This window comes from Paenibacillus sp. RS8 (assembly GCF_041956825.1).
Taxonomy (GTDB): Bacteria; Bacillota; Bacilli; order Paenibacillales; family Paenibacillaceae; genus Paenibacillus_AQ.
On record NZ_CP168131.1, the window covers coordinates 5,449,259 to 5,464,986 of the forward strand.

15 protein-coding genes are annotated in these 15,728 nt (G+C 43.9%); 10 read left to right on the forward strand and 5 right to left on the reverse strand.

The window, feature by feature from the left end:
* Nucleotides 1-50: 50 nt before the first annotated feature.
* Entirely contained in the window at nt 51-1,799 is a 1,749-nt protein-coding gene (locus tag ACDZ28_RS25765; protein WP_375103117.1) for an ABC transporter ATP-binding protein, read from the reverse strand.
* 125 nt (nt 1,800-1,924) lie between these two features.
* On the opposite strand from ACDZ28_RS25765, the gene ACDZ28_RS25770 reads away from it, so the two are divergent.
* Nucleotides 1,925-2,440 (forward strand): hypothetical protein, encoded by a 516-nt coding sequence (locus tag ACDZ28_RS25770; protein WP_042128412.1) that lies wholly within the window; start codon nt 1,925-1,927, stop codon nt 2,438-2,440.
* Between the two features lie 76 nt (nt 2,441-2,516).
* Here the strand turns inward: ACDZ28_RS25770 and ACDZ28_RS25775 are convergent, their stop codons facing one another.
* Entirely contained in the window at nt 2,517-2,834 is a 318-nt protein-coding gene (locus ACDZ28_RS25775) for a HesB/YadR/YfhF family protein (protein ID WP_042128414.1), read from the reverse strand.
* A 547-nt stretch (nt 2,835-3,381) separates the two neighbouring features.
* On the opposite strand from ACDZ28_RS25775, the gene ACDZ28_RS25780 reads away from it, so the two are divergent.
* From ACDZ28_RS25780 to ACDZ28_RS25790, 3 genes are all read left to right on the forward strand, one after another.
* Nucleotides 3,382-5,130 (forward strand): ABC transporter ATP-binding protein, encoded by a 1,749-nt coding sequence (locus ACDZ28_RS25780; RefSeq protein ID WP_042128416.1) that lies wholly within the window; start codon nt 3,382-3,384, stop codon nt 5,128-5,130.
* Between the two features lie 47 nt (nt 5,131-5,177).
* Entirely contained in the window at nt 5,178-7,265 is a 2,088-nt protein-coding gene (locus tag ACDZ28_RS25785) for an ABC transporter ATP-binding protein (RefSeq protein WP_375103118.1), read from the forward strand.
* 107 nt (nt 7,266-7,372) lie between these two features.
* Nucleotides 7,373-8,626: a winged helix-turn-helix domain-containing protein gene (locus tag ACDZ28_RS25790; protein ID WP_375103119.1), complete on the forward strand. Its 1,254-nt coding sequence runs from the start codon at nt 7,373-7,375 to the stop codon at nt 8,624-8,626.
* On the opposite strand, the gene ACDZ28_RS25795 is transcribed toward ACDZ28_RS25790, so the two are convergent.
* From ACDZ28_RS25795 to ACDZ28_RS25805, 3 genes are all read right to left on the reverse strand, one after another.
* Nucleotides 8,603-9,067 carry a hypothetical protein gene (locus ACDZ28_RS25795; protein WP_042128422.1) on the reverse strand — a complete coding sequence of 155 codons (465 nt, stop codon included), beginning with the start codon at nt 9,065-9,067 and terminating at the stop codon, nt 8,603-8,605. The genes ACDZ28_RS25790 and ACDZ28_RS25795 overlap by 24 nt on opposite strands.
* A gap of 239 nt (nt 9,068-9,306) precedes the next feature.
* The gene (locus ACDZ28_RS25800; protein WP_042128424.1) at nt 9,307-9,654 is read right to left on the reverse strand and encodes a four-helix bundle copper-binding protein; all 348 of its coding nucleotides are present in this window, start codon (nt 9,652-9,654) and stop codon (nt 9,307-9,309) included.
* A 94-nt stretch (nt 9,655-9,748) separates the two neighbouring features.
* On the reverse strand, nt 9,749-10,774 hold the full coding sequence (locus ACDZ28_RS25805) for a CobW family GTP-binding protein (RefSeq protein ID WP_375103120.1): 1,026 nt from the start codon (nt 10,772-10,774) through the stop codon (nt 9,749-9,751).
* A 172-nt stretch (nt 10,775-10,946) separates the two neighbouring features.
* On the opposite strand from ACDZ28_RS25805, the gene ACDZ28_RS25810 reads away from it, so the two are divergent.
* The 6 genes from ACDZ28_RS25810 to ACDZ28_RS25835 all read left to right on the forward strand — a co-directional run bounded on the left by ACDZ28_RS25810 (nt 10,947) and on the right by ACDZ28_RS25835 (nt 15,676).
* Nucleotides 10,947-11,459, forward strand: coding sequence for a molybdenum cofactor biosynthesis protein B (locus tag ACDZ28_RS25810; RefSeq protein ID WP_375103121.1), 513 nt, complete (start codon nt 10,947-10,949; stop codon nt 11,457-11,459).
* A gap of 99 nt (nt 11,460-11,558) precedes the next feature.
* Nucleotides 11,559-11,771: a hypothetical protein gene (locus ACDZ28_RS25815; RefSeq protein WP_375103122.1), complete on the forward strand. Its 213-nt coding sequence runs from the start codon at nt 11,559-11,561 to the stop codon at nt 11,769-11,771.
* Nucleotides 11,772-11,959: 188 nt separating this feature from the next.
* On the forward strand, nt 11,960-12,997 hold the full coding sequence (locus ACDZ28_RS25820) for an ArsR/SmtB family transcription factor (protein WP_375103123.1): 1,038 nt from the start codon (nt 11,960-11,962) through the stop codon (nt 12,995-12,997).
* 24 nt (nt 12,998-13,021) lie between these two features.
* Nucleotides 13,022-13,819 carry an ABC transporter permease gene (locus ACDZ28_RS25825; protein WP_375103124.1) on the forward strand — a complete coding sequence of 266 codons (798 nt, stop codon included), beginning with the start codon at nt 13,022-13,024 and terminating at the stop codon, nt 13,817-13,819.
* Nucleotides 13,820-13,850: 31 nt separating this feature from the next.
* Complete coding sequence (locus ACDZ28_RS25830; protein WP_375105418.1) at nt 13,851-14,861, forward strand: ABC transporter ATP-binding protein; 1,011 nt, start codon at nt 13,851-13,853, stop codon at nt 14,859-14,861.
* Nucleotides 14,858-15,676, forward strand: coding sequence for an ABC transporter permease (locus ACDZ28_RS25835; protein WP_375103125.1), 819 nt, complete (start codon nt 14,858-14,860; stop codon nt 15,674-15,676). The genes ACDZ28_RS25830 and ACDZ28_RS25835 overlap by 4 nt, the downstream gene beginning before the upstream one ends.
* Nucleotides 15,677-15,728 lie beyond the last annotated feature (52 nt).

Consider the following 15,728-nt stretch of genomic DNA (forward strand, 5'->3'; position numbering starts at 1 on the left):
CTCTCTCCCGAGAAGACCACCTAAGTAATTTATTATAATGATATATCTTATCATGTATCCAAATGCTGTACGTTAAACAATCTCGCATAACTCCCATCTATCCCCATCAGTTCTTCATGTGTACCACGCTCTGTGATTTCACCGTTCTCAAGTACTACAATCTGATCAGCATGTGTAATGGTAGACAGTCTATGCGCAACAATTAGTGTAGTCCGTTCCGACGAGAGGGATTGCAGCGCTTGTTGAATTAAATGCTCTGATTCCAGATCCAGAGCTGATGTAGCTTCGTCTAAGATGAGAACCTTCGGGTCTTTTAGAAACACCCTTGCTATGGCCACCCGTTGCTTTTGCCCACCGGACAGCTTCACTCCACGTTCTCCCACTTCTGTGTCATAGCCTAGCGGCAGCTGCTCAATAAAATCATGCGCATTGGCAGCTTTTGCCGCCGAGAGGACTTCTTCCTCTGTTGCATTAGGATTACCAAACAAAATATTATCTCGTACAGATCCGCTAAATAAGAAATTATCTTGAAGCACCATCCCAACAGTTCTTCGCAAACTCTCTTGCGTCAAATCTTGTATATCCTGGCCATCCATCTTAAGGCTACCCTTGCTGATGTCATAGAATCGCGGGATCAAGCTGATGAGAGAGGACTTCCCACCACCACTCATTCCGACAAAAGCGACGGTCTGCCCAGGTTTGATACTTAAATCGATATCCTTCAGTACCCAATCATTCTCTTCGTTGTATTTGAACCATACATTATGAAAATCAATTTCACCTCGTGCATTCGTCAGCGGTCTCGCTCCCGGCTTATCCACGATATCATAAGGCTCTTCCAGCAGCTCAAGCACCCGTTCAAGAGAAGCTGAAGCTTGTGTTAGCACTGTCGAAGAATTAATCAATCGCCGCAGCGGCGCATACATCCGGTCAAGATAGCCAAAGAAAGCAACAAAGGTTCCCACTGTCAAATTGCCGTGAATCACTTGATAACCGCCGTACCCGATGACTAGCAGTGGTGCAATATCCGTTAGTGTGTTGATAATCGCGAAGGTGATCGCATTCCAACGGGTTTGAGCCATCGCTTTTTTGAGAAAGTTACCGTTGATATCCTCAAACTGCTTCTGATCCACTTTTTCCATGGTGAAGCTGCGAATGATCGATATGCCTTGAATCCGTTCATGAAGATAGCCTTGAATACCTGCCAGAGCTTGTGAACGGTCTTTGGTTAACTTCTTAAGTCGTTTATATAGTTTGCTTACCGCAAAGGCGTAGAACGGAAGGACAGCGATAGATACTAGCGCCAGCACTGGATTCAAATAAAACATAAAACCAAGCGCAAACACTAGCGTAAATAAATCCAGCCATACATTCATCATTCCGACTTCCACTAAATTTTTGGTCTGTTCCACATCATTTATAAATCTTGAAATCGCTTCGCCCACTTTTGTATTCTGATAATACCGGAGTGATAATCGCTGTAAGTGACTGTATAGCTTATTCCGCATGTCGAACAATACCTTGCTTGTAATCAGCTGAGCAAAATACTGACGGTAATACTCCACCGGTCCTCTCACGATTACAAATAGAACAAAAGCGCCTCCGAGGATAAGCATCAATTGGGATACCCGCTCCTCTACGCTCATGGCAGGGTTCATCAGCAGGTCATCGACTACATATTTCAGAATCATTGGCAGTGTTAATGGAATGCTGAACTTGATCATACCTATAAATAGCGTAAACACAATCAATTTCATGTAAGGACGTACGAAAGTAAAATATGATTTCCATTGCTTCACAGGAATATTCTGTCCTTTCTCTTTACTGAGTTGCTTAAGTACAGTTGACTTTTGCGCTCTACAGTGTTTTTATATTTTTAAGTCCATAAGTACGATAGCAGTACCCGAACTTCAGGAGGATAAAGATGTCTAGACAATTTGTGACGGAAGCCGTCATGATGGCGATTTACGGCCAGCTTCTCATATCGAGCAGCCCTGTAGAATATATAGTGCCTTATACGACCGTAATGGAATTATACGAGCTGCGGGACAGTGATGATCCGTTAATGAACCGTCCAGATGATGACAAGCATGTCAAACTCAAAATTGGTGAGCTCATAGCCTATTTCGAAGAGCCGCTAAATGCTAAAAAAATCAACCGTTGTCTGGCCGTTCCTTGGGCAAAAAGCTCCGGAATTCTTCTCGGTGGACAATCAAAAATCACCATCATTAACAGCATGGATACCGCAGTCTATGGAGAAACGTTCGATCCAATCGAAACAGAACTGCTATTGTCCTCTCAACGTGAGAAGGTTCCTATTCTTACTGACCAATTCGAGCTGATTCAACGCATTATTGAAGGTGGAGTCCCGGTTCAAGTATACGACATTGACGATTTTGATTTTGCTATGGAGGAAGAAACGTTCCGCAATTCGCACTGATTATATCAACGTAGAAAAAGCCCCTGCCTTTTGGCAAGGGCTTTTCATCATTAGTTAATAAACAAAATTAAGTCAGTTAAATCTGTACACTATCAGGCACTGACTTGGCTTCATACTTATATTCAATGTCATCCTCTGCCTCAGAATACACAATAGTTAAACCATAACCTTCCATATACCATAAGTCCTGCTCCTCCATGTAGAACACAATACCCTCTTGTTCAACTTGAATAGCCGGACGTCCAGGCGCCTCTGTTGCGATACCCAGTGAGAAGCCAGGGTGAAGTCCGCCTCCCGAGCTATAACGGGGAAATAAACGAATATAGTCTCCATTGTTAAGATCCAGTTCTCTTTTAAACCAAGCTGCCGCTGCTTGACTAATTTCCATGTTCATCTCTCTCAGCTCCTTTGTATAGTCTAATCATACTGAAAATGAATCGATATTCAAATACCTTTATACAATTAATGTTTTCCCAAGCTCCTCAAAAATTAGTTTGACAACTTTGCGAAGCGAGTGATAAACTCTGAACATAACTAACGGTCTACTAGTTATTACCAGTAGTTATTATTAAATCATTGAAAGGGGTGAGCGCGGTGTTTACGAAGTTACAGCCATATCATATCACTATTGTTGGAATTTCCAATCAACCGAATACCGAAGCAGCCCAAGTGGTGAAACCATCCTGAAGTTCCCTGCGAGTGTAATTGATCGTATAACTTTAGTTTTTGAAGGTCTCTCACATGCCTGGTGCTGTATAGCACCGTGCGCATGATAGCTGTAAATTACAGGCATATCGTCCGTTTTCGGATGATATGCCTTTTTTGTCGGTTGTCATCTTTAAAGGACGGCACCGTCGTTTTTTTCTTGGCTGTAGAGATAACCACTTGTGCTTTTTTTCAACGTCACAGCTATTACTTCAACTCGAAAGGAAGGGATTTACTTGTTCTCCGTTCTCCGCAATCTTGGCTGGTTCTTTCGCCGAGAAAAAAAGCGTTACCTGATTGGCCTGATCTTACTAATTGGTGTTGGTGTTCTTGAATTACTCCCCCCACGCCTACTAGGCAATGCCATTGACGACATAGTACGCGGTTCGATAACTACAGCATCATTAGCCAAATATATCGGCATGATCCTCCTTTTGCTGCTAGTCATTTATTGGATTACCTACATATGGATGCACAAATTATTCGGAGGCTCCAACCTCGTAGAGCGCCTGCTGCGCTCGAGATTTATGAATCATTTGATGACCATGACCCCATCGTTTTTCGAACGCAATAGAACCGGCGACCTGATGGCCCGGGCAACCAACGATATCAGAGCTGTCTCAGCTACCGTTGGATTTGGGATGCTCACACTGGTGGATTCTACGATCTACCTCACAGTCGTATTGTTCGCAATGGGTTTTCTTGTCAGCTGGAAGCTGACTCTTGCAGCAGTATTGCCATTACCATTAATTGCAATAGCTATGATTTTTTATGGTAAGGCTATCCATGATCGCTACAGTTTAGCGCAAGATGCATTCGGGGATATGAATGATCAGGTTCTCGAATCTGTCTCAGGTGTGCGAGTTATCCGTGCTTATGTACAAGAAAGACTCGATGAGAAACGTTTCTCAGATATTACAGAAGATGTATACAACAAGAACATGGCCGTCGCCCGTGTCGATGCCTTCTTCGAACCGACGATTCGGTTCTGCGTAGGACTCAGCTACATTATCGGTCTTACATATGGGATTTATCTTGTGTTCCGAAATCAGATCACGCTAGGTGATCTTGTCTCCTTCAATATGTACCTCGGGATGATTGTGTGGCCGATGTTCGCTATTGGAGAGCTAATTAACATCATGCAACGTGGTGGTGCCTCTCTCGAACGTATTGATGAGACGCTAAACTCCAAAGCGGATGTTCAAAGTGCTGCACAACCGGTTCATGTTGCCAATCCTACCCGAATCGAACTAAACGATGTGACATTCCGTTATCCCTCATCGACGATTGACAATCTAACCAATGTCAGTCTGACCTTGAACCAAGGGCAAACACTAGGTGTAGTCGGTCGTACGGGAAGCGGTAAATCAACGCTCCTCAAACAGCTGCTTCGTGAATATCCGACAGGTAATGGTGAAATCCTCATCTCTGGAGTTCCGATTCAACAGATTTCATTGGATCAGCTACACAGCTGGATGGGTTATGTTCCTCAAGAGCAGATCCTTTTCTCCAAATCAGTACGTCAGAATATTCAATTTGGTCTAGACAACGCGGATGACGATACGATCATGAAAGCTATCACAGCTGCCGCCTTCCAAAATGACTTAGGAACATTATCCGATGGTTTAGATACGTTGGTGGGTGAACGTGGAGTATCCTTATCCGGCGGACAAAAGCAACGTGTATCCTTATCCAGAGCCTTTATCGCAAATCCAGATGTTCTGATTCTTGACGATGCCTTATCCGCTGTTGACGCTCGTACCGAAGCTCAGATTATCGAGAACATCCGACAAGAGCGTGCAGGAAAGACTACATTAATCTCTACGCACCGCCTCTCAGCTGTTCAACATGCCGACATAATCGTCGTACTGGATAACGGACACATCGTGGAACGTGGCACGCACCAAGAGCTGCTGGATATGAATGGTTGGTATCGTGAGCAGTATGACCGGCAGCAAGTAGAGAATAATTTATCGAATGATTAAAAGACATACTAGCTATGATTATGCAAAACATTTAGGAGGTGTCACCGTTGACAAAGAGTACAGGCAAACGCCTGCTTGAATACGCATTGACTGCGAAAAAAACCTTTATCGCAGCTCTTCTGCTCCTTTCCATCGGGGTAGCGGCGGAACTGGCAGGCCCATTTATCGCCAAAAGCATGATTGACAATCATATGTTGGCCATCGAAAAGCCTTATTTTAGTACTACGTCTCCAGATGAGGCGGTTCAGTATAACAACACTTATTACAAACGCGGAGACCGTTTTGAACCCGGGGAAGCTAAGGGTCAAGAAATTCGCATTCTGCAAGAGGGAAGAACCTTTTACTTTATTAATGAAGCTGTAACACAGCCTGATGGTGAGCGAAAGTTCAGCAATGGTGAAATGCATATCACGCGGGGTGAAGATGAAGCCATCTATCCTGCGGTTAAACTATCAGCAGATGAGCTGTTCGATTTTTACAAACCTGAGCTTCCAGGAATTTATCAGCTGGTCGGTTTGTACGCTATCTTCCTAGTCATCTCGATCTTTGCCGAATTCGGCAAGACTTATTGGCTGCAATCTTCGGCGAATCAGGTAATCCGAAAGCTGCGAACCGATGTGTATGCGCATATTCAGCGACTTCCGGTTTACTTTTTTGACAACCTGCCAGCAGGTAAGGTAGTGTCACGTGTTACTAATGATACCGAGGCGATTAAGGATCTCTTTATTGCGGTTCTCTCCAATTTCAGTACCGGTATTATTAATATTACTGGCGTATACATCGCCTTGTTCTTGCTTGACGTTCGACTAGGTCTGATCAGCTTGTTCATCATCCCGATTCTTATTCTTTGGATCGTGCTTTATCGTAAAATCGCAACAAAATACAATACGATCATCCGCTCACGCCTGAGTGAGATCAACGCTATCATTAATGAATCGATTCAAGGTATGACCATTGTTCGCATATTCCGCCGTCAAAAGCAGCTTGGTGAAGAATTTGAGAATCTGAACGATGACTACTTGAAATATCAGAATAAAATGTTGAATCTGAATGCCTTTACCTCCCACAACCTGGTGAACTCTCTACGCAGTCTCTCTTTTGTGATGGTGCTCTGGTATTTCGGACATGGCAGTATTACGGGTTCAACATTTGTATCTTTAGGTGTGCTGTACGCCTTCGTCGATGTGCTTGGACGTTTGTTCCAACCAATTACGGGTATGGTGAATCAGCTCGCAAACCTCAACACTTCTATGGTATCTGCGGGTCGTGTCTTTACACTTATGGATGAGCCCGGGGAGAATGTTACCGACGGTTCCATGCCGCGTTATAAAGGAAAAGTGGAGTTTAAGAATGTATCTTTCGCCTACAAAAAAGACTTCGTCCTTCGCGATATTTCCTTTGAAGCACGCCCGGGAGAAACTGTTGCTCTAGTAGGTCACACCGGATCTGGTAAAAGCTCGATTATCAACTTGTTATTCCGGTTCTATGATCCGCAAAAAGGGGAAATCACGATTGATGGCCAGAAGGTTACGGATATTCCGAAACAGTGGCTGCGCAATCACATGGGAATTGTTCTTCAAGACCCTTACCTCTTCACTGGTACCATTGCTTCCAATGTCAGCCTAGGAGATGAACGAATCTCACGCGAACGGGTAGAACGGGCTTTACGGGAAGTCGGAGCTGATAAATTGTTAGCTCACCTTCCTCAAGGTTTTGATGAACCCGTTATTGAAAAAGGGAGTACCTTATCCGCAGGACAGCGGCAATTAATTTCTTTTGCCAGAGCGCTCTCCTTCGACCCAGCTATTCTAATTCTTGATGAAGCCACCTCCAATATCGATACGGAGACAGAAAGCGTTATTCAAGATGCACTAGAAGTTCTTAAAAAAGGTCGCACCACATTCATCATCGCACACCGTCTATCGACCATTCGCAGTGCAGATCAGATTCTTGTTCTGCATCACGGAGAGATCGTCGAACGGGGTAGCCACGATGAGCTAATGGCACTCGGCGGTAGATACTTCCGAATGTACCAGCTACAAGTAGGTGCTGGTTCTAACAGTATAGACAATAATAATGGTGTACCCTCAAGACCTTCATTAGGTAGCTTGCAACCATCGTTAGAGAAAATGTAAAATATGCCCTGAGTCACATCCAGTGATTCAGGGTTTTTATATACTTGATATTAGAACATTTGTTCTGTAAAATGAAAAATAATACATAAAGGTCAAGGGGGCATTTGATGCGTACATACACAGTATCTAAGAAGCAAGCTCGACTTTTTCTCCTGGCTCACCAAAAGTTAACTAAAGGTGCACTTCCTGCCGGTAAACTTAGCATTTATGATTATGTCCGTCACGTAGGTTGTATTCAATATGATCCACTTAACATCGCAGGCCATAACCATGAGCTTGTTCTCCAAGCACGAGTTCCCGGGTTCACACCCGAACAAGCCCAGGAGCTTCTGTATCAGGACAGACTATTATTAGATGGCTGGGACAAGAACATGTCCATTTATTGTACAGAGGACTGGCCTTATTTTAAACGCAGAAGAGATGCATCAGCCTCGTACCATCAGGCAAATGAACCTGTGATGGTTACAGTAGCGCAGGTTCGTGAAGAGTTATTGAAGCGCGGGCCTCTCTCCTCTCTGGATCTAGATGGTAAGGACAAGGTAGATTGGGCTTGGGCTCCAGCTAGGTTAACTCGGGCTGCGTTGGAAAGTATGTACTTTTGGGGTGAAGTAGTCGTTCATCATCGTGTTCATACCCGCCGTTATTACGATTTCACAGAACGTCTGCTTCCTCATCATCTTTTAAACACTGAAGATCCTAACCCCACTGATGAACAATTTCATGATTGGTATGTGCTGCGAAGAATAGGCAGCATCGGACTGTTATGGAATAAATCCGGAGACGGCTGGCTAGGGATTTCCGGTCTGAAGAGCAAAGAACGTACTGCAGCGATTCAAAGGCTGTTAATAGCCGACAGTCTAAGGGAAGTTCTAGTTGAGGGAATTAAGCTTCCACTCTACATCCGTAGTATAGACGCGCCAACCTTAGAAGCTGTATTACAACAGGAATCAGAAGAAGATGCGCGTCATTCAAATTATTCGTTTGCGGCGGTATTAGCACCACTGGATAACTTGTTATGGGATCGAGAATTAATCCGCCAATTATTCGGATTTCATTACCGCTGGGAAGTCTATAAACCCGCCTTGGAACGGGAGTATGGTTATTATGTACTGCCTTTATTGTATAATGATCGTTTAATTGGGAGATTTGAACCGGTGATGGATAAGAAGAGCCAAACATTGAACATTGTGAATTGGTGGTGGGAACCGGGTGAGCACCTAACGCCAGAGATGCTTCCGGCATTAGGCGAAGCTTTATCTGCACTCTCACGCTGCGTTAGAGCTTCTAAGATTCAATTTAGACCGGAGGTTGTAGAGGGCTGCGGATTAGAAGGGTTATTAGAACAACTTCTCCTCTTCTAACCCCAGTTTCGTGAACATTTCTGTGCAATAGCCTTGTAATTTGATTTCAAGTCTTCTAGCTTTATTTTTGAATCGTTTTAACTCCTCGATCATTTTCGCCCTTCCAGCGGGGGTGAACGTTTCTTGTATCCGTTCCTTGAAATAATCGTGAACAATATGGTTACGCTGTTTCCACACTTCTTCTAGCTGAGCGGTTTCTTGCTCTGAGAAAGGAAAGTGATGCTGGATTTCTTTGATGAGTTGACCGAGTGAATTGCTGAGTTTTCGCTGATACAGATCCGTCAGGTCTGCTTCTGTGGGCGCTTTGCCTTGAGATAATTTGGTGAGCAATAACAAATTGGTCAACTGTTGTTCTAGGGCTTGACCATAATAAACTGCCAGTCCAAAATATGCAAATAACTCCTTTGATTGTTCACTCTCTGGTACTTGTGTATGCTTCATCTTTCCCCTCCACTTCTGTACGGTCTGCCAGAGCTATAATAAACTGATATCATCCATATGATTTGGAGAAGTTTATGTTCGCTTCACATCTACTGTTAATTCTCCAGTTCCCTACATATTTCCTCTTCAAGAAACGAAAATAAATCTAACCTTGTGCTAAAAAGAAAAACAGACCATGCTGTACATCCACAGCAATGGTCTGGTCATTTGCTTATATATAGTTAGTTTGGTATACAATCTTACGCGTATACTTCAACCGCATCGCTAATCAAACGGCATGCCTCAGCACATCTACGGCAGGCATCAATACATTCCTGACAATGTGTATGTATATGCTTGCTGCTTTCATCTGCACAGGCTTCACAAATTTCGGCACACAGACGAAGAATTCCGGCTACAAACGGACTTTGGCGAGTCATCGCTTGTACGGCATAAGAACAAATATCCGCACATTCACGATCTAACCGCATGCTTTCACGCAGAGAAGCAAGATCATATTCTTTTAGGCTTGAGACATAGCTATAATTACAGGCATTCATACTTTCCAAACAAGCGTCAATGCACTCCTGATATTGAATTCGGGTCATAGCCTTAAACCTCCTGTATTTTTATAGGGTATGCGATACTATTAACCTACAAGATTAGGAATGAACCATTACAACTTCTGACAAGGAGATCTGATTATAGGCTTCTCTTAACTGTACTAGGACGAACGAAGTTACGTCCCTCCATCTCCAGAAGCCTAGTGCGCAGCTCGCTAGATGAGAAGTGTTCACCGATAAATACCGCTACGTCAGGCACTTCGCCTTGTGGTGTAATTTTCATAAAATCAGCTTCACGATAGGCATATTGGAAAAGAAACCGGCTGGAGGTGTCATTAAAGGTCACAATACCTTTAGCTCGATAAACATCACGCGGCAGTTCCTTAACAAACTGTTCGAATTCCTCACTGTTTACTGGACGTTTAAAATAATGTGTGTACGCCATAACATGATCGTGAGTAGCATGTGTGCCACTAGTAGTGTGTTCATCTTCATGATGTGATGAGCTTACACTCGCGTCCTCAGCCTCTTCCAATTGTGCATCTGTAAGAACTCCACCTGCAACACGCAACAGTTCCTCCGTATCCACCTCACAACGCACAGTTGGCAAAATAGGTGCATAAGCGTTCCATTTCCGCAGTACAGCGTTAACCTCCTCCGCCTCTTCAGCGGTTACACGGTCAATTTTATTCAATAACAAGACAGAAGCGCAGCGAATCTGCTCCTGCATCAAACGATACGTTTGCCCCTGCTGCGCGCGATACAGTTCAAGAAGATGCGCGGCGTCAACGACGGTGATCAAGCTTTTCAGCTCTACTTTTTGATATAACGAAATCTCGGTTACGCCATCCACAATTTCCAGCGGATTCGCGGCGCCTGTTGCCTCAATCACTACGACATCTGGAGACTCCTTCTTGATCAGAGTAGCCAGCTCTGTACTAAGATCACTTCGGATAGAACAGCATATGCATCCACCAAGCAGTTCTGCCATAGGGACAGTTTGCTCAACTAGCAATCCATCCAAATTCACTTCACCCAGTTCATTCATCACTACTGCAGGACGTAAACCTTGATTTTTCCAATGATCTAGTAGACGCTGCAGCAGTGTTGTTTTGCCGCTTCCCAGAAATCCTGACAATATATACACAGGTACGACCTGTTCCATGTTTCATCGCTCCCCAGCAAATTACAGTTATGTGTAGCGAGTGTACTACATGCGCGCGAAGCACGCAAGCGGTACCGAAAATTCCAGGTGCTTTTTGTAAGTCTAAGTCAGCTTGTCTTTATTTCAGCCATACCCTATCATGAATTCATCTCTAATTTAGGAGTTGAGCCATTTGTCATCTGTTGAAGAACATCGGAAAGAAGCGCCACAAACCGTTTCCTGCTATATCATTACTGTCTCGGACACCAGGACTACCGAAACAGATACCGGAGGAGCTTTGATTAAATCTTTGCTCGTAGAAGCCGGGTATGAAGTGATAGGCAGCACCATTACAAAAGACAATTATCAGGATATTCGTGAGCTATTGTATAAATGTGTCGACCATGCCGGAATAGAAGCCGTACTCCTGACTGGTGGAACAGGGATTTCTCCACGGGATACGACCTATGAAGCTGTTGCCTCTTTGCTAGATAAAACATTACCTGGCTTCGGTGAGATTTTCCGGATGCTGAGCTTTACAGAGGACATCGGTTCAGCTGCCATTCTTAGTCGAGCCATTGCCGGCACCATGGGAAAGACTGCAATCTTCTCGATGCCTGGCTCTACTGGAGCCGTAAAGCTGGCTATGGAACGGTTAATTATCCCGGAACTTCGCCATGTCATGCGTGAAATTTACAAGCGTTAAGCTAATACCCATTTTTAAATGCAATAGACAAACAACCAAGCAGGCTTTTGTTCTGTGCGTATAATACGGTAAGTCCACACACAAAAGGAGCTGAAGGAAATGTCTGATTGTCCAAAATGCCCGGCCCAAACCGTTACTGACCCACCTAAGGTCATTTATCAAGATCACTTCCACCCACAAGTAGTAAATGTGATTCATCCTGTTGAGATCGTAAGACGTCACCACTGTGTACCCGTGCCTCGCCATTGCTACACTTATTCTGTTAAAGATGTTTTTTGCGATAATAACATGATGCCTAGAGGCGGAAGATAACTCTACTTCACAACTCTATTAAAAGTCCCCAATAAGTGAGAGACAGCCCCGTGCTAAATGCAATGGGTCTTCTCTCGCTTTTTTTTGCAGAAAATATTTGACAATATCGACCATTGCCCCTATAATTTTGAACACTTTACGCGAAAGTGGTTTTTGATTAACCAAACGGTTAATCGGAAAGGAACGAGATGAGCTCACTCCCAACATTAAATCGAAAAATTAAAACGATTGTTAGCCCTTTTCACGAATTATTATGCAGTCTGCATGTCTTGTATCAACCGGAGCACCATTCGAAACGATTGCAGTGGGCGCGATCTCTCAAGAAAACAATGCCTATCGCACTCCAAGAGAACATCCTATCCTTAGGAGAGTTATCTGACGGCTGGATCGCACTCTTAGATCTTCCAGATCAAACAGGTGCCCCCATTTCATGCAACCAAGGGATCACTATGCTGTGTAAACTTCCAGATGCGGAATTTGTGTATCTAATGATGAACCAAAAAGTCACATTAAGTACGATTGTGGAAGCCCTGTGTGGTTCGGCTAGCAGTAATTCCGGAGCTTTAATCAATGCACCTATGCAGATTTTGATCGAGAATCTAGGCAGTGTACGAAAGCTACTGATTGAAACATTAATTACTTATGAACAAGATTATTTTCGTCAGGAATGGGACTATATCCAGCCTTGGATGAATACCACTGCCGCTCATTTTCAAGATTCAGCCAGTCGCACTCCGGAAAAAGCATTACGTACGCTGCACCCTCGCCTCTCAGCTGAGAATGGGACACTAACCGCACAAAAAGCACACACTTATTATTTTCCTTATGAAACTTTGCAGCAGGTGTTTGTGTTTCCTTCTTCATTTATATTCCCACACCTGCTTATTGGCTGGAATGAGGATACTTTATTCTTACCTCTAGCCGTCGATATTCCAGGTCAAGTGTATAATGACGGTCCGCCAAGCGACCTATTGCGTCAACTCAAAGCCTTAAGTGATGATACACGAATGCGTATTTTGAAGATTCTGTGGAAAGGTCCTCATTGTACGAAACAGCTTGCGCCAGTATTGGGGATCTCTGAGGCTGCAGTATCCAAACAATTAAAGCAGCTTACTGAAGCTGGATTCACCAAGTCTGAGCGTAAGGGAAACTATTTATTCTATTCAGTCCATAAAGAATCCTTTGATAGTCTAATCGTTCTGCAAAGGCAATATCTGGAACAATGATATATTTGAAAGGAGTAGATTCGTTTGTGGCATACCGCTATCGCAACCCTAAAAAGGAACCAAAAGGCCAATCTTAGAGCCTTTCCCTGGACCTTTACATTCGGACACATCATTGAAGGGGCCTATCTCGTACTAATCTCATATTTTTCATATGTCTACTTAATTAAAGGAGATGTCGATTCAAAATTCGCAATCTACGCTGGCAGTAATGACTATTTAACCTTCGTAATCATTGGTGGTTTACTCAGTATCTTTTCCGTCAGCATGATGATGAATGTATCAAGAGCGCTCATTACCGAATGGCGGGAAGGAACACTAGAGGCACTCCTACTCTCCCCTTCTAGTCGGAGCGGTTATTTTCTAGGGAATGCAGTTCAGCAGTTATATCGGAGTGGGTTCGAGTTGCTGGTGGTCCTCTCGTTCGGTCTTCTAGCCGGATTACATTTACCTTCTGTACATGTGTTTTCTATCCTCTTGGCAAGTTTACTATATTTACTATCTTGTTTTGCCATGGCTCTAGTACTAGGAAGCATAATGCTCTATACACGAGACACATTCATTGTGCAAAATACGTTATTTACGATTACCGCTCTGTTATGCGGATTTCAATTTCCAAGGCAGTATTTACCTGAGATATTACAGACTGTAGGTGAAATATTCCCGCTGACCCATGCGCTTCAACTCCTCCGGGGGACGTTGCTTACTGGAGAATTGAACCGACTTCATGATATTTACCCGATTTTATTGTTAAGCATTCTGTACATAACCATTGGACTATGGACGAATCATCGCGTTGAACGGGGCTTATTCGAACGATTCTAGTATGAGAAGGAGTGAAACCAAAGTGATTACTATGAATGAGGTCACTAAAATTTATGAAACGAAGCATAGACAAGGCTGGTTCCGTTCCGAGAAGAGATCCGTCTCCGCAGTAAAATCTCTGTCTCTGAATATTGTCCCTGGAGAAATTGTGGGTCTTCTTGGCCTAAATGGTGCTGGAAAAACCACTACGATCCGCATGCTCTCTACTCTACTTGAACCGACTTCAGGAAATATAGAAGTAGATGGAATGGTCATGACGAAGAATAGACAAGCAATTCAACAAAAAGTAAATATGATTGCTGGCGGGGAACGAATGTTATATTGGCGGCTCACCGGTAGAGAAAATTTACAGTACTTCGGAAAACTATATGGGATGAGCACCTCTCACATCGAACGAGAATCGAATCGTTTACTAGAAGAAGTTGGACTAACTGAAGCGGCTGACCAGCCCGTTGAGCAATATTCTAAAGGGATGAAACAACGTCTGCAAATCGCCAGAGGACTTATTAATGATCCACAATATTTATTCCTTGATGAGCCTACACTCGGTCTAGATGCACCAATCGCTAGGCAGCTTCGCAGTACTGTGAGGAAACTTGCATCTGACAGTGGTAAAGGCATCCTACTCACCAGCCATTATTTGCAGGAGGTCGAAGAGCTGTGTGACCGTGTCTATGTACTAAATCGTGGAGAATTGCTGCTCTGTGACAAACCGGAACATATTGTCCGTCAAGTCGCTGGTTCACAAACTGCACATTTGGATGTAACGGGTTGGAGTGAATCACTACGTCCCAAGCTTTTGAAGCATCTAAGAACGCTTGTACACCCTGCAGAGCTTATCAAAGCTGAAGGTGAAGGAATAATAGCTCTACGTTCAGATGAGCCACATCGAATCTCAGTAATGACACCCTCCGCAGATCGCATGATTACTGAACTATTACCTTGGACTACTGAGCACGGATTAAGCATTACTGGATTCGCTACTGAGAAGCCTACATTGGAAGATGCTATCATCCTTCTTTCGGAAGGAAGGGTCTCATGAACTTAAGCAGTTTATGGCTAACTCTTAGCGCCGAGGTCACGAAGCAGCATCGAAACCGAGTTAAGGGGCATGCAGTATTTTTTTCACTCCTTCTCTGGCCGGCGCTTACCTTTCTGACCTCCTACTTTACGATGCAGCCTTTTAGAAACGGAGCAGGCTCCACGCTCTCCAGGGTAATTCCAGATGGGCGAATTCCGTTATTTCTGCTTAGTGGTTATCTCGTCTTCCAATTATTTTGGACGGTTGTTCAGGCAGCCTGGCTATTCGAACAGGAACGCAAAGGCGGCACATTGGAGATGATATTCTTAACGCCTGCTTCAAAAATGGCATTTCTGTACGGGCGTTCCTTATACTCTCTTTTTCACGGTATATGGATGTTCGCAGCCTTCTCCTGCCTAACCTTCCTTTTTATAACGGATGTATCTTCTATTCACTGGGGGGTCTTACTGCCTATATTAGCATTGATTATGATTTCTGCGGTCATTTGGGGAGCTTTGCTCTGTGCGATATCGCTATTTTCACGAGATTCGGGTCTGTTATATTACATCTTTCAAGCGCCTATGGAGTTGTTCGGCGGGGTTCGGATTCCTCCAGCGGTATTTCCAATATGGGCGACCGGTCTATCACTTCTCTTTCCGGTTACCTATAGCCTAGTTCTCGTGCGGGGAGCTTTGTACGATAATATAGGGTTCACCTGGTGGTTGGCTTTAGGAGCATTAATTGTGGGTAGTGTAGGGCTTGTTATTTGTACCCGCTATCTTTTGCTTAGGGCAGAACAACATGCTAGGGTTAAAGGGAACTGGAATTTGTTCTAACCTATCAAGTGACAGGAGAGTATGGATTATTCCAATCTCACAGCCTTTTTTG

What these genes read in the sequence shown, in the direction of transcription:
- ACDZ28_RS25770 (WP_042128412.1), top strand. Translation starts at nt 1,925, where the DNA reads ATGTCTAGACAATTTGTGACGGAAGCCGTCATGATGGCGATTTACGGC.
- ACDZ28_RS25775 (WP_042128414.1), bottom strand. Translation starts at nt 2,834, where the DNA reads ATGAACATGGAAATTAGTCAAGCAGCGGCAGCTTGGTTTAAAAGAGAA.
- ACDZ28_RS25790 (WP_375103119.1), top strand. Translation starts at nt 7,373, where the DNA reads ATGCGTACATACACAGTATCTAAGAAGCAAGCTCGACTTTTTCTCCTG.
- ACDZ28_RS25795 (WP_042128422.1), bottom strand. Translation starts at nt 9,067, where the DNA reads ATGAAGCATACACAAGTACCAGAGAGTGAACAATCAAAGGAGTTATTT.
- ACDZ28_RS25800 (WP_042128424.1), bottom strand. Translation starts at nt 9,654, where the DNA reads ATGACCCGAATTCAATATCAGGAGTGCATTGACGCTTGTTTGGAAAGT.
- ACDZ28_RS25805 (WP_375103120.1), bottom strand. Translation starts at nt 10,774, where the DNA reads ATGGAACAGGTCGTACCTGTGTATATATTGTCAGGATTTCTGGGAAGC.
- ACDZ28_RS25815 (WP_375103122.1), top strand. Translation starts at nt 11,559, where the DNA reads ATGTCTGATTGTCCAAAATGCCCGGCCCAAACCGTTACTGACCCACCT.
- ACDZ28_RS25820 (WP_375103123.1), top strand. Translation starts at nt 11,960, where the DNA reads ATGAGCTCACTCCCAACATTAAATCGAAAAATTAAAACGATTGTTAGC.
- ACDZ28_RS25830 (WP_375105418.1), top strand. Translation starts at nt 13,851, where the DNA reads ATGAATGAGGTCACTAAAATTTATGAAACGAAGCATAGACAAGGCTGG.
- ACDZ28_RS25835 (WP_375103125.1), top strand. Translation starts at nt 14,858, where the DNA reads ATGAACTTAAGCAGTTTATGGCTAACTCTTAGCGCCGAGGTCACGAAG.